Raw genomic sequence first — 12,823 nt, 5'->3', positions numbered from 1 at the left:
CTGAGTCATTTCGGGTGTTTTTTTAATTTCCCGGAGCAGGTTGATGACTTCTTCGCTTTCAAGATTGGTTATTTGTGGGTCGGGCATGTTTTGCTTTCCTCCGTTCATTCCATGAACACAGGAATGACCATAATAAAACGTTGTTGGGAAGTCAAGTAAAAATAGTTGTCTGTTAGTGGGGTCAGGCTTTCCTTGTTATTGGTCGGGTTGCGGGTTACGAGTTGCGTGTTGAAAAACATAAGGGCTGCGCCCTTTTGTGCTATCTGGGTACACGATCCCGATTTGATGGGACTAAATCGGGTCATGTCCCCGTGAATCCCTAAAAGGCTTACGCCTGAACTCCTTGTTCGGAGTTTACCCGTAAGGGTTTTAATCGGGTCATGTCCCCGAGGAATAACAGCGGTTTTCAAAATTTTGGTTTAAGTCCGGCGTGTTTGCAAATTTCGTTGGCAGTAATTCTATCGAGGACTCGATGTCTCTTGACAGGAATGGTTTTTACATCATTTGTGTATATCGAATGATTTGCACCCTCACGCAAAAGCCGAAATGCATTTTCTTCAAAGTATCGTATCAGATCACGTCGTTTGATAGACATCCGGAACCTCTACTGGAACTTGCTCAATCAGGGCCCCTCCTATCGGTATTTCCTTCCGCTGTTGTTTATAAGCCAGGAGCATTTCATTAAGGGCATCTCTTACCATCATGCGGCACTCTTCTATGTCTTTGCCTTCAGTTACGACTTCCGGCCATTCAACTAACTGGCCCATATAGCCAGAAGCAATTTTGGAATATTTTGCAGTATAATTCAGTAACATTTTACCTCCTGAAAATGTAATGTGATAGGGGACGTTGTTACATTGTGAAGTTAAGAGAAGTGGTGACGTATAATTTCGCCGTTGTCAAGAATCTTTTGTATTTGCATGGGGTCAGGCTTTCCTTATTGTCGTTATTGGTCGGGTTGCGGGCTGTCTGGGTACACGATCCCGATTTGATGGGGCTAAATCGGGTCATGTCCCCGACTGTCTCACGCTAAGGCGATCCACAGATTACGCACTCAACTTTCGCACCTGCACCTAACTGCTGGTAAGAACAAGTAATTCATTGACTCCATGATGGAGTCAATAAGTTCTTTGATAATTTCTTCAGTCAAGCAACTGATATTTCTTAGTTTATCTGCAAGCACGGAAAGAATCCGCTTCATGGCTTCGAGGTAATTCAAGTCAGCAATCTCCTCACAGCACGTGTGAAAAAGAAGGCCGATTGTACGATCATCGTTTTGTTGACGATGCTCAACGCTCAGAAAAATGTAGCGAACCATGACAATGGTGGTATGAGCAATCAGCGCATCGTATGACCGCATCTGTATTTCTCTTGCAAGCGCCAGGAATGATTTGCATATCTTGAAGAATACCTCGATATCCCATCGTTTTCCATAGATCCGGACCACCTCATCATCAGGAAGATTACACTGTGTAGAGAGTAAGGCAATCCATCCTTTCGTTTGACGATGACGGACAAAGACGATCTTGACTTCTCTTCCACTCTTGAGGCTTACTTCTACTGAAGCCAGTATACGTGCTTTCCCACGACGTTTGCGGACTTTCCTGTAGAGTTGTTTCAGTGTGAGCCATTCGCCGTTATAAAAATAAGTGATCCTGGGCATCGGTTTCAGGTGGCAGATAATGTGAATCCCCAAATCGGCAATCTGATCGATCACCGAAGGAAATGAAAACCAGGAATCGAACAGAACATAATCGGCTTTCAATCCGCGGGAAAGGGCTCTTTTTACCATGGTAACTGCCATATCAGTTGCTTTCTGAACCGCTTCCCTGCGTCGGTGGCCGCCGCATGATCGTTTATCAATCGCGGGATTTACTTCCCGCAACTGTTTTTCCTTTTTGGCGGAAGCCAACAAAACAAAATCTACCGGAAGTAAGCTGATACCGTCAGACCAACCAAGGGTTAACATGCGAAAGCCCCGTTTCATGATTCGGCGATTATGATCAAATATCCAGCTCAACAACTCCACCTTTTTACTGCGATCACGTTCATAGGGAGAGTCGTCTATAATCAGCACCTTTTCCCTGTCTTCACTCGTAAGGGAAGTGAAGAATTGCTTGATCACATTCTGTGTCAATCGGAAGAGGAAATTACGCCAGTTGAACGTCGGGGTGTTCAGAAACCGGTAAATAGTCGATTTTTCACATCCGGCCTCTCTGTTCCTGATAAGAGACAAATACATGCTTTTGCCCATGAATATCAGGTGGAACAGCCTTTTGAACAGGAAAAGGGCGCCAAAGCCTAACTTCCTGATACCTGCCTGATTCAGAAGCGAACCGACACAGTAGGAATGGAAAAAGTGATCGATGCGGGATCCGATGGTTTTTTCTGCTTGGCTGTCAAAGAACTTTGTATTACACTGCATTTGAGATGTCCTCCTTTTGTGTTTTTGTGCAGGGTAATTATACCCTAAAAGGAGTGGCATCTCAACTATTATTTAATTAATACAGTCAGTTATGACTTCCGCCCGCTCGCCGAAAAGTGTGAAAATGGGGTGCGAAAGTTGAGTTACGCAGATTACGCGGATTAGTGATTCTCACGCTGTCTGGGTACACGATCCCTATTTCACCGCTTTGAGACAATCTTCATATCCGACCAGCGCGGGGAAGTGTTTGGTGTATATTCCTCTGTCTCTGGTAAGAATGGCGCTGCACTTTACCGAAGCAAAACCTCCGATATAAAAATCGGACAAAAAGTGCTCTTTGATGTTCAACTCCCGACCGCACTCGGGACATTGTACCTTCGTTTTTCGTTTTAAATATCTCATCCATGCCTGAGCTGCTGCAATGGCGGAATTGATGTCAAGCGGCTCTATCGCAATTTTGTGGTCTTCTAAAAACTCGCCCAATAGCTTTGCGTTTCCTTTAAATTGGGGCATAAGTTCCGCGAACACCATTGGAGGAGCAACAAGATTCTCTTTTTTTGCCAGGGCAGCATATACTTTATCCTGAAAGCTTTTGAATTCATCTTTCAAAATATCAAGCAGGATGGTCGTGTCTACACAAATTCTCAACGTACCGTGCCCCTGATTTCATTCATATATTCCATTGTTGTCGGTCCATCCTTGAACTTTCCACACCACTTCTTCCTGATTGTTTCGATTGGGTTAAGAATAAGAACATATTCTTCCCCTTTTCTTTGAATATCAACTTCGATTCCAGGTACAATACTCATTTCTTTTCTCACTTTTACAGGTATTGTGACTTGATATTTGGCTGTTACTTTAGACAATTTCGCCACCTCCTACTTATGGTATACCTTCTGTCGTCTTGCAGTATACTTCGTGTTTGATCGCCTGTCAATGGGGCCAAACGGGGTCAGGCTTTCCTTATTGGTCCACAGATTACGCAGATTTTCGCAGATTAAAAAGAGGATTAGTGATTCTCATGCTGTCTTGGTACACGATCCCGATTTGATGGGATGACAAAGAGATTGCCACAGGCACCTGCCTGTCAACCTTCAATCCTCTGCTCTTTAATGCATGCGCTAAAACCACCTCGTAAACCGATTCTAACAAACCTGGTCCCAGCCCCTTATGAATCTGAAGCTCAAGGCTCAGAGCTGAAAGGGGAAAGAGATTAAAGCTCATACCTTATAAGAATAAAATTTCCACATCCTTTATTTTCTCAAAATCTTTATCCATTGTAACCACTTGCAGATCATAATATTTAGCCGCGCTATACTGGTAGGCGTCATCAAAATCTAAATTCAGGCTTTTCCTGACATTTACAACATCGCTGTACAGTTCTATCGGCAACGAAAGAAGTCTGGTATCAGGCATGACATCTTCAATAAATTTCTGAAAACTATCTTCTTTATTATACCTGAAGAGAATTACACCAATGGAGTGCAAAGAAAAATCTGTTATGCTGAGATTCCCAATATTGTTGATCAGAAACCTCTTACACTCTTCTTTCTTGTCCTGCCCCAGAAGTATTTCCAAAAATATATTCGTGTCTGCTAAAAACATTATCTCCACTCCAAAGTCCTGTGTTGCAACTCAACAGAAGTAAATTCCTCTCTCATCTCTGACAACTCCCCCTCCCAGTCGAACCGGAATTTCTTTGTCTTGCTCTTTGTACCCTTATACTTCTTTAGCAGGAACTCCACATAATCTAAAACTTCTCTCCTTAAATCTTCAGGAAGTTTTTGTAATTTCAATTCTATTTCCCTTTCATGCATGGTTTCCACCCCCTTTATTATACTTGTCATACTCCATCTAATTATCTCAAAGGTCAAGATTGATGGCTTCGTAAAAAGTCAGAAAATACCATTTTTCGTCATTCCGGCGGAAGCCGGAATCCAGTAAATTCAATAAGTTCTGGATACCGGATCAAGCCCGGTATGACTGTTTTGGAACTTTTTTCTGTCTGGGTACACGATCCCGATTTGATGGGACTAAATCGGGTCATGTCCCCGAGAATCCCTAAAAGGCTTACGCCTGAACTCCTTAAAAGGCTTACGCCTGAACTCCTTGTTCGGAGTTTACCCGTAAGGGTTTTAATCGTGTCATGTCCCCGCAGCAAACAGCAACTGGCTTAGGATACAGTTAAATTTTCAAATGGTGGTTTTGCCCAAACCGGGTCGGAAATGTCAACAGTGGTCATTTCGGCGCCAGACTCAAAAGGCACTTCGGTATCCAGCATATCTTCAGCGCCGACTCGTAAAGATTCGATAAGTTCCGCTTTTGTTTTCTCCTGTGCATTTACTCCGGGCAGATCAATAAGCCAGCCAATCCACCATTCACCAGATTCTTTTATAACTGCTCTGTATTTCATATTATCACCTCACAAAAGGTATATCCAGATCCTTACATATTTTCCTTGCTAATTCATCAACAACTTCATTATGTCTCGGGACCTCTGTTTTCAATCTCCCTCTTTGGTAGATACTGTGCCTGCTGCCTTCCCGCAACAAAAATCCGTTAAATTTTTTGATATGCTTTATAGGTTGCTTCCTTTTTATATTATCACGCTGCTGGGCATTAGTGGGGTCAGGCTTTCCTTATTGTCGTTGTTGGGGCCTCACGCAAAGGCGCAAAGACGCTAATGAGAATACGGGGGTAAGGGTGGCTTTCGGGACGCTCATTCTTCTGGCGGAAATGTTTCAAATCCTTCCGACTGCGCGGCGCGTGCGAGCCTGTCATCGAAACAGGCAAATATGAAATCTTGAGGAAGTCTTTCATGGATTACCATCGCCGATGCGAGATGGATTGCGTCGAAACCTCTAAGTGGATATTTTCCGACCACCCTATCGATGTATTCATTGAGATTGCCGTTGACCTCCACACGGATGAAGCTCTCCCAGTCTTGGTGAAATGTGCCTACTATTTTTCGGATCAATGTATCCCCAAAATCTGACTCCAGTTTTTTTCTACAGATGGAAGCCATCGTTTCTGCGTAAGCAACAAAAGATGTAACGATTTGAGTGGCCGATTTCCATCTGGAGAGAACATCATCGGAATAAGGCTCCCGGAAGTATCGCTTTACCAGTGCACTGGTGTCCAGATATAGAATCATAGGTCGATCACCGCCGATCCTCGATTACCATTTCCGAAACAGGCTTCCCCAAGGTTTCTATTGCCGAGATACGGTCTTTCACGATGCTCCGACCAGGTAAGGTGATCAGTCCGCTCTGGACTAAGGGGTCCAGTGCCGCACGGATGGACTGGTTGCCTTGGCTTTCCTTCACTATACGGGCAATCGGCTTCCCTCTTTTAGTGATTAGAACTTCTTCCCCTGCTTTTACCTGGGCTAAAAGCCGACTCAAGTTGTTCTTGACCTCCTTGATTCCCACATTGATCATAACAGCCCCCCCTTTGAGTAGCTACCTTTTGCATCATGGTAGCCACTTTTGGCCCTGTTGTCAAGCATCTTTTTGTTAAAAGGTACGGAGGGTCACATCTTAAATATTAAATGAGAGCTTTGCAAAACTGCAATTCTGGTCATTGCGAGGAGCTTTAGCGACGCGGCAATCTTATGAATTATCAATATGTTATGAGATTGCTTCGCTCGCGCAGCGCAGGCGCTTGCGCCGCGTGTCGCTCGCAATGACAATACTGGGGTTATGCAAAGCTCTCTGATAGTTATTCAAAGCTCTCTTTTTATTAGACAGGATTGACGGTCTCGAAAAAGTCGTCACTCCTTGATCGATCATTTTCGTTGGCCAAATAAATTCTTTCGGAAACATGGGCTGTTCAGTCTTGTGGAAGCCCATTGTATGTTGCGCCAGTCCTCTCTTTACACAGCTCCGCCCTCTGGATTACATCGGGAAAATAACTTTACTAATAAATTACAGTAGTTATGTGTTTATATCAAAATCCCCCTTAATCCCCCTTTAAAAAAGGGGGAGATTATAAGGTTCTCCCCTTTTGTAAAGGGGAGTTAGAGGGGATTTTTGTTTTTAGTCCTGCATATCGGCGGGAATCCCGATTTCTATGACCTCTCTTTTCAACTGTCCAATTTCTTCTTCCAGGTGTTCGTATTCTTTCATCTTCCTTTTCAGGAAGCGATAAGTGATTTTAGTTTTTTCCTCAAGACCATGTGGAGTCAGAAGGTATATATAGGCATATTTATTGTTGGCGTTTTTGAAATTGGTAGCTTTGAGTAGACCCTTGGCAATTAAGGCTTTGATCAGAAAGTTGACCTTGCCGAGGCTGATGCCGAGCCTTGCGGACAGTTCACGCTGAGTCATCTCGGGTGTTTTTTTAATTTCCCGGAGCAGGTTGATGACTTCTTTGCTTTCGAGATTGGTTATTTGTGGGTCTGGCATGTTTTGCTTTCCTTCGTTCATTCCATGAACACAGGAATGAACATAATAAAACGTTGTTGGGAAGTCAAGTAGAAATTGCTGTCCTGGTCTGTCAAAAACCATCCGCCCGGATTTCCTGGATAGTCATTCCAAACTCAGGTGACAGGTGCATCCCACTTGTAAGAATCTGCAACCGAAGAGTTTCAGCAGCCTGAATTTCCTGAATCACCCCGCGCAGCAAGCCGTACTCCGCCCGGCTACCGGTAAAAATGCAGATAGTTCTCATTTATTTTTCTTTTTTATCGTGTGCTTAAACTTCAAAACGGCGAAGTTCAGTTCTATCGATGTTTCTGTGTCGGTTGTTTGCAGGTCATCATCCAGGAGTTCAGCTATAATCTGCCCACTTTTTTTCATAAGATTCTTTTGCGTGGGTTCTTCTTGACAAGTTCGTAAAAAGTCTCAAAATGTGTTATTTGTCATGCTGAACTTGTTTCAGCATCTAATCATTTCAGCAAGTTAGAGACCCTGAAATAAATCCAGGGTGACAAAAACTGACTTTTTACGAAACTATCCTTCTTGAGTCGTTGATAATTCCTTTATCGTCCTTGTAAGTCCTTTTATTTTCGCAAAAGTTTCTATAATTGCAATCGTAGTTTGAGTAGCAACTTTACTTTTCAGAATTGTTGCTAACATATACAAGCCTTTTTCAGTAAAGGCTTTGGGAGTTTTAACCTTTCCACCTCTCTTTGAAGTCGAAATTTTCGACTTCAATAAATCCCATTCATTTTTACTCAGTTCAACAATATATTCATGAGGAAATTTGTCGGGATTATTTTTCACCGCTTCATTAATTCTCTTCGTCTCTACTTCATAAAGTTCGGCAACATCACTATCCAAAAGGACCTTCTGCCCCTGAATTTCTACAATTTTATTTTCTACATCTTCGATCTTTATTACACTCATATGATAACCTTTTATATTAGAGTCTTTATTCGCAACAGCTACGTTTTTTGCGCAGATGTTGATTCTATCTTAAGCAAATAAATTATGGTTGCCGGTTGGGGCTTTGCGTGAGACATTTCCGGGGAAAAAGTGGAAGGGGAGCCAGACACTGTCCGGGTACACGATCCCGATTTGATGGGGCTAAATCGGGTCATGTCCCCGAGTGGGGGTAATAGAGACACTTCCCTAAGTGCGGGAAGTGTCCCCTATGCGAATGCGTAAAGATTGACTCTGTGGGTCATTTATTTAAGCAGATCCTCTATTTCCCCATCTGTAAATCCAAACTGGCGAAATATTCTTAAGACATAAGGAGGTTAAAATTGACAGACTCGTAAAAAGTCATAAACTGCACCATTTGTCATGCTGAACTTGTTTCAGCATCTAATTATTTCAGTAAGTTAGAGACCCTGAAATAAATTCAGGGTGACAAAAACTGACTTTTTACGAGTTCATCAAAATTCCTTCTCACCCATGTCAATGGGTACCATCTCTTTTTCCCCGCAATGTAACGCACATATAGTTTGTGATCTCCCTTACCTTCTCTATAAAACTTGCAGCCACCTGATTCCAACAATCGGATGAGTTGTCTTGCTTTCAAAGACGGCACATTTTTAGGCATACAACGCTCTCATTTCCAACGGTTCCGGAATAGAATCCACGCTTTCTACCTTCAAAAATTCATGCAATTCCTTTATTGACAAAGGAGCAGAATAAATGTCCTCGTCCGCCTTTCGAACTTCCTTAATAGAGCCTATCGCTTCTTTTAGCTTTGCGACTGCCTTTTCCTTTGTATGACCCTGTCCGACAATTCCGTTTTCTAAACATAAGGCAACCCAATATGCGCCACTTTTTCTTAATACAGTTGTATAAAAATCCATCGTATTACCTCCTGAGGACGTCCAGACGTTCCTGCCCCCTTAATATCTGTTTTGGTTTCACTGTTGTTTCAAAATTATCACATACCTTGATGTTGCTCCAAGCATTCTTTTGCTGCCGGGGTACACGATCTCGATTTGATGGAATGACAAAAAGATTGCCGCGTCGCTGCGCTCCTCGCAATGACAGGCTCTCTAAATCGGGTCATGTCCCCACGCGATGGGACTAAATCGGGTCATGTCCCCACGCGATGGGACTAAATCGGGTCATGTCCCCACGCTACTCGGGTCATGTCCCCGTGATTCCCCATTCCCAACAAGCCATTTCCAGATGGGGATTACGTTTATTTTATTATCTATAATGGTCTCGTCATCCCATGTTATTAGCGTGCCTGTTGGGAGTGAGAGCTCATCCATCGCGTTTTTTAGTCCCCGGAGCTCTCTTTCAAAGGTTTTTTTGTCCGACAGATCCCAGCATACCTGAATCAGTTGCGTCTCGCCTGAAATTTTATGCCGCGCAAAGAAATCGACTTCATATCCGTCTTTTGTATTGACATATTCCGCGTCATAACCCCGGCGACGCAGGTGCATAAATGCCATGGTTTCGAGCAGTGGACAGTAGTTATATGCGTTGCGAAAGGTCATGGCATTTAAAAGGCCGGTATCGATCGTATAGATTTTAACCGGATTAATCAGCCTCGATTTTTCAGAGCGACTGTGTATGGGAACCTTGTAGAATAAAAAAGCGTCTGTCAAATAATCAAGATACGCGTACAGGCTGTTCTTGGTGCATTTGATCGACATGCTTTTCATGGTATTGTAGAATTTATTAACACTGAACTGCCCGCCGGATGAATTCATAATGTGACGGACAAGATGTTTCAGCACAAGAATATTGCTGACTTTATGACGCTCAATTATGTCTTTTAACAATACGGAATCAATATAGCCCTGTAATACTTCTATTCGAAGTTCGCGATCCAGTTTCTGTATTTCAGGAAAGCCTCCGACTTCAAGATAATCGTTTACGGCCTTGCGTAATGTGGAGGCAGTGTTCGCGCCAAATGTTTTTGGTCTGTCAGAAAAAAGCCCGTGAAACTTCAAAAATTCCTCAAAACTGAATGGGAATATTTCTATCGGCAGAGAACGTCCCCGCAGGGTGGTAGTTATTTCGGAGCCAAGTAGCTTTGATGATGAGCCGGTAATAAAGATTTGAAGATTTTCCGTATCAAGCAGGCGCCGGATGAACATCTCCCATTGGTCTATTCGCTGTATCTCATCAAAGAAAAACTTACACCGGGTATCGCGAAGCTCAGGATATTTTCCGAAATAGATATCAAGAATTTTCTGGAAATCATGGACGGTAAAATCAAGCAGCCGATCGTCTTCGAAGTTAAGATAAAGGATCTCTTCCTTTTTTGTTCCCGAGGTAATCAGTTCTTTTATTTTCTGATAACAAAACCATGTCTTCCCCGATCGTCTCATGCCGATGACGACATCTGCCTTACCCTGTATCTCGGAAAATTTCCTATCTCGAGCTACCGGTTCAGGCAATTTTCGTTCATGAAAATCATCGATGAGTTGAGAGATTATATTTTTCATAGCGGAAATACTATCTTCTTTTTAGAGATAGTTCAAGTTGTTTCTGTATCTTTTTTAGAGACGGGGAAGTCCCGTCTCAATGACCAGTAGCGTTGCCCCTCTGTCCGGGGACACGATCCCGATTTGATGGGGCTAAATCGGGTCATGTCCCCCTATTTCCCCCCAAGCGGAACTGCGGGACGTCCGGAGAGCGCCGGTTAAAACCGGATATGTTATTAAAACCTAAAACTCATAACCCGAGCTGCAGAGCCATCGCCATATTGGGATATACTGTATCTTTATCCCTTTTACTGTCTCGCTGCCGAGGTCTTCGGTGGTCAACATTTTCACTTCTTTTAATCCGAATTCCTCAGCGGCGGCGATAGCGCCTGTTATTTCTCTGTCCCTGGTATCCATTGTGCTTATATTACTGGAGACCTGCACCGCTTCTGTGATGGTCCTCCCCTTTTTTATCAGGAAATCGCATTCTCTGCCTTTTTTGTCCTTCCAGTAATAGACCTCAAGCCCCCTTCTTTTCAGTTCGATAAAGACAATATTCTCTATTGTCCTTCCGATATCCTCTGAGAATTTAAACGCGATGGAGGATGCGATCGCATGGTCGACACAGTACATCTTTGATGGATTGTACATCTGCCTCTTCAGTGAATAATCAAAAAGGCCGGCGGCAAAGAAAAGATATACGTCTTCAAAATAACCGATATAATTTTTTACCGTGGTCAGGCTGTTTACTGATATCACATCCCTGAGTTTCTTGTAGCTCGACATGCATGACAGATTGGATGCCAGATAGAGTGCAAGTTCTCTGATCTCGCGGACATTTCTGACAGAATAGCGTGTGACAACATCTCTGAATATGATATCCCGGAAGTATTCCTGAAGCAGAGATGTGTCCTGACTTTTTACAACTTCCGGGAACCCTCCAAAGACAAGATAATCATTGAATAACCTTGCAATTTCTACCCTTTTTTCCGTTATAAGAAAATCCCTGTCCTCTACTGATAAGTCGTTTGCCCTCAGAAGCTCCCTAAATGAAAACGGATAGAGCTCCATGATCCTGTTTCGTCCCGTCAAGACTGTCGCGGCTTCGCCGCCCAGTATCGATGAGTTGGAGCCTGTTATAAAGAGTTTTATGTCTTCAAATTCATAAAGCCTGTTGACCCAGCGATGCCATCCGGGAAGGTTCTGTATCTCGTCAAGGAAGAAGTATTTCCTCCCCACGGGCGATTCGACCTCGAGAAATGCCTCGTAGAGGGGCTGAAAATCTGCTGTGGTGAATTCCGCAAACCTGTCATCCTCAAAATTGAGAAAAAGGATGTTCTGTTTTTTACTCCTTCTTCTAAAAGCTTTCCTATCAGAAGGCGCATCAGGGTTGATTTTCCACACCTTCTGACACCGCTTATAATATGTATTTCTTTCTGGTTTAGAATCGCTTGCGCGTCGGAAAGGCTGTCGCGCATGATGTAATCGCCCCCAGAGAGGGCCTTTTCTTTGTGTTCAACAATGAGTTCTGTAAGTTTTCGCTTTTCCATTTTAAAAAGTACTCTATGACATATATTTCATTGGTAGTGTATTGTATGTGTGGCTATATGTCAACAGCAATGAAATGTTTGTGTGGAGGTAAGAGCTTAAGATGCCCCGTCTTTAGGTGGGGTAATTCACCTGGTTGCTCCGTTACTCATCAAAGTATTCGTTTCGTATTGCTTCAATATCGAGTAAGTCCTGCGGCCGATTTGAAAGCTGTTTTATTGCAATAAGATTTTCAGGACTTGCAATGGGAATGGTCACATCGTCTATTTCCAGGTTAACAGGGTTCAGCACAGCTTTTTTATAAATATCGTTATCAGCAAAGACGAAATCAACAATGACAAAACCTCCGTTTTCTATTGATGAATGCTGGATAACGCTCCTCCATATCGTTGCCTTTTCAAAATGCATTATCTTATGATCCTGGATAAGTTCAAAATGCTTTGTTAATAACAGTACCAGCGAATCTTTCTGTTTTTCCTCGAGGAGTATAAGTATGTCGATATCTTCAGTCGCTCGCGGCTTTGCTATAATTCCCACAGCCAATCCCCCGATCAGGCAATAACTTATATTGGCTCTATTTAAAGCACTGCAGAGCTGTTTTAATGTTGCTATTATGGTTTTCGCGATCTCCATTGCCGTTCTTTCCGTAAAAGTATGCCCTGGTATATCATTTTGACAATCTCTTCCGTCGATGCCTGAGGATGTTTCTGCTTGAGGTATGTTTCCTTAAGCTTGAAACACAGGTCGATAAGTTCGACTGATTTTGCAAGATTTTTCTGCAATTGAGTTATGTGGCCTGTCTGATTCATTTGGTCTGTGGAGACAGCTCCGCCCTCTGGATTACACCGGGAAAATAACTTTACTAATAAATTACAGTAGTTATGTGTTTATATCAAAATCCCCCTTAATCCCCCTTAATCCCCCTTTAAAAAAGGGGGAGATTATAAGGTTCTCCCCTTTTGTAAAGGGGAGTTAGAGGGGATTTTTGTTTTTAGTCCTGCATATCG

At 43.0% G+C, this 12,823-nt stretch carries 18 protein-coding genes; all 18 read right to left on the bottom strand.

All coding sequences use genetic code 11. The features are described 5' to 3' along the window. Positions 1-575: 575 nt before the first annotated feature. A complete protein-coding gene (locus Q7J27_03560; GenBank protein MDO9528216.1) occupies positions 576-815 on the bottom strand; it encodes a type II toxin-antitoxin system HicB family antitoxin in 240 nt (79 codons plus the stop codon). A 239-nt stretch (positions 816-1,054) separates the two neighbouring features. After that, complete coding sequence (locus Q7J27_03555) at positions 1,055-2,425, bottom strand: transposase (GenBank protein ID MDO9528215.1); 1,371 nt, start codon at positions 2,423-2,425, stop codon at positions 1,055-1,057. Positions 2,426-2,620: 195 nt separating this feature from the next. Continuing rightward, positions 2,621-3,073, bottom strand: coding sequence for a type II toxin-antitoxin system VapC family toxin (locus Q7J27_03550; GenBank protein MDO9528214.1), 453 nt, complete (start codon positions 3,071-3,073; stop codon positions 2,621-2,623). Next, a complete protein-coding gene (locus Q7J27_03545) occupies positions 3,070-3,291 on the bottom strand; it encodes an AbrB/MazE/SpoVT family DNA-binding domain-containing protein (protein MDO9528213.1) in 222 nt (73 codons plus the stop codon). Before Q7J27_03545 ends, Q7J27_03550 begins: the two co-directional genes overlap by 4 nt. A 112-nt stretch (positions 3,292-3,403) precedes the next feature. Further along, positions 3,404-3,649, bottom strand: a complete 246-nt coding sequence (locus tag Q7J27_03540) for a GxxExxY protein (GenBank protein ID MDO9528212.1) — start codon at positions 3,647-3,649, stop codon at positions 3,404-3,406. Between the two features lie 3 nt (positions 3,650-3,652). Beyond that, positions 3,653-4,030, bottom strand: a complete 378-nt coding sequence (locus Q7J27_03535) for a PIN domain-containing protein (GenBank protein MDO9528211.1) — start codon at positions 4,028-4,030, stop codon at positions 3,653-3,655. Continuing rightward, positions 4,030-4,272, bottom strand: coding sequence for a DUF2281 domain-containing protein (locus Q7J27_03530; protein ID MDO9528210.1), 243 nt, complete (start codon positions 4,270-4,272; stop codon positions 4,030-4,032). Before Q7J27_03530 ends, Q7J27_03535 begins: the two co-directional genes overlap by 1 nt. Before the next feature lie 326 nt (positions 4,273-4,598). Beyond that, complete coding sequence (locus tag Q7J27_03525) at positions 4,599-4,838, bottom strand: hypothetical protein (protein MDO9528209.1); 240 nt, start codon at positions 4,836-4,838, stop codon at positions 4,599-4,601. Positions 4,839-5,144: 306 nt separating this feature from the next. Continuing rightward, positions 5,145-5,579 (bottom strand): type II toxin-antitoxin system VapC family toxin, encoded by a 435-nt coding sequence (locus Q7J27_03520; protein MDO9528208.1) that lies wholly within the window; start codon positions 5,577-5,579, stop codon positions 5,145-5,147. A 7-nt stretch (positions 5,580-5,586) separates the two neighbouring features. Then, positions 5,587-5,865 (bottom strand): type II toxin-antitoxin system prevent-host-death family antitoxin, encoded by a 279-nt coding sequence (locus Q7J27_03515; GenBank protein MDO9528207.1) that lies wholly within the window; start codon positions 5,863-5,865, stop codon positions 5,587-5,589. Positions 5,866-6,462: 597 nt separating this feature from the next. Beyond that, positions 6,463-6,831 (bottom strand): MarR family EPS-associated transcriptional regulator, encoded by a 369-nt coding sequence (locus Q7J27_03510; GenBank protein MDO9528206.1) that lies wholly within the window; start codon positions 6,829-6,831, stop codon positions 6,463-6,465. Between the two features lie 91 nt (positions 6,832-6,922). Then, on the bottom strand, positions 6,923-7,096 hold the full coding sequence (locus tag Q7J27_03505; GenBank protein ID MDO9528205.1) for a hypothetical protein: 174 nt from the start codon (positions 7,094-7,096) through the stop codon (positions 6,923-6,925). Beyond that, positions 7,093-7,224 (bottom strand): hypothetical protein, encoded by a 132-nt coding sequence (locus Q7J27_03500; GenBank protein MDO9528204.1) that lies wholly within the window; start codon positions 7,222-7,224, stop codon positions 7,093-7,095. Before Q7J27_03500 ends, Q7J27_03505 begins: the two co-directional genes overlap by 4 nt. A gap of 153 nt (positions 7,225-7,377) precedes the next feature. Further along, positions 7,378-7,773 (bottom strand): ORF6N domain-containing protein, encoded by a 396-nt coding sequence (locus Q7J27_03495; protein MDO9528203.1) that lies wholly within the window; start codon positions 7,771-7,773, stop codon positions 7,378-7,380. A 650-nt stretch (positions 7,774-8,423) separates the two neighbouring features. After that, positions 8,424-8,690: a hypothetical protein gene (locus Q7J27_03490; GenBank protein ID MDO9528202.1), complete on the bottom strand. Its 267-nt coding sequence runs from the start codon at positions 8,688-8,690 to the stop codon at positions 8,424-8,426. 264 nt (positions 8,691-8,954) lie between these two features. After that, on the bottom strand, positions 8,955-10,289 hold the full coding sequence (locus tag Q7J27_03485) for an ATP-binding protein (GenBank protein MDO9528201.1): 1,335 nt from the start codon (positions 10,287-10,289) through the stop codon (positions 8,955-8,957). Between the two features lie 222 nt (positions 10,290-10,511). Next, positions 10,512-11,672, bottom strand: coding sequence for an ATP-binding protein (locus Q7J27_03480; protein ID MDO9528200.1), 1,161 nt, complete (start codon positions 11,670-11,672; stop codon positions 10,512-10,514). A 288-nt stretch (positions 11,673-11,960) separates the two neighbouring features. Next, entirely contained in the window at positions 11,961-12,449 is a 489-nt protein-coding gene (locus Q7J27_03475; GenBank protein ID MDO9528199.1) for a hypothetical protein, read from the bottom strand. Positions 12,450-12,823 lie beyond the last annotated feature (374 nt).

Source organism: Syntrophales bacterium (assembly GCA_030655775.1).
In the GTDB taxonomy this organism is placed as follows: domain Bacteria; phylum Desulfobacterota; class Syntrophia; order Syntrophales; family JADFWA01; genus JAUSPI01.
The sequence above is the reverse complement of the archived record's forward strand: the minus strand, read 5'-3'. Positions and strand labels throughout refer to the sequence as shown.

Coding starts and splice junctions, on each gene's coding strand:
- Q7J27_03560 (MDO9528216.1), bottom strand. CDS start 815: ATGTTACTGAATTATACTGCAAAATATTCCAAAATTGCTTCTGGCTAT.
- Q7J27_03555 (MDO9528215.1), bottom strand. CDS start 2,425: ATGCAGTGTAATACAAAGTTCTTTGACAGCCAAGCAGAAAAAACCATC.
- Q7J27_03540 (MDO9528212.1), bottom strand. CDS start 3,649: ATGAGCTTTAATCTCTTTCCCCTTTCAGCTCTGAGCCTTGAGCTTCAG.
- Q7J27_03535 (MDO9528211.1), bottom strand. CDS start 4,030: ATGTTTTTAGCAGACACGAATATATTTTTGGAAATACTTCTGGGGCAG.
- Q7J27_03530 (MDO9528210.1), bottom strand. CDS start 4,272: ATGACAAGTATAATAAAGGGGGTGGAAACCATGCATGAAAGGGAAATA.
- Q7J27_03525 (MDO9528209.1), bottom strand. CDS start 4,838: ATGAAATACAGAGCAGTTATAAAAGAATCTGGTGAATGGTGGATTGGC.
- Q7J27_03520 (MDO9528208.1), bottom strand. CDS start 5,579: ATGATTCTATATCTGGACACCAGTGCACTGGTAAAGCGATACTTCCGG.
- Q7J27_03515 (MDO9528207.1), bottom strand. CDS start 5,865: ATGATCAATGTGGGAATCAAGGAGGTCAAGAACAACTTGAGTCGGCTT.
- Q7J27_03510 (MDO9528206.1), bottom strand. CDS start 6,831: ATGCCAGACCCACAAATAACCAATCTCGAAAGCAAAGAAGTCATCAAC.
- Q7J27_03505 (MDO9528205.1), bottom strand. CDS start 7,096: ATGAGAACTATCTGCATTTTTACCGGTAGCCGGGCGGAGTACGGCTTG.
- Q7J27_03500 (MDO9528204.1), bottom strand. CDS start 7,224: ATGAAAAAAAGTGGGCAGATTATAGCTGAACTCCTGGATGATGACCTG.
- Q7J27_03495 (MDO9528203.1), bottom strand. CDS start 7,773: ATGAGTGTAATAAAGATCGAAGATGTAGAAAATAAAATTGTAGAAATT.
- Q7J27_03490 (MDO9528202.1), bottom strand. CDS start 8,690: ATGGATTTTTATACAACTGTATTAAGAAAAAGTGGCGCATATTGGGTT.
- Q7J27_03485 (MDO9528201.1), bottom strand. CDS start 10,289: ATGAAAAATATAATCTCTCAACTCATCGATGATTTTCATGAACGAAAA.
- Q7J27_03475 (MDO9528199.1), bottom strand. CDS start 12,449: ATGGAGATCGCGAAAACCATAATAGCAACATTAAAACAGCTCTGCAGT.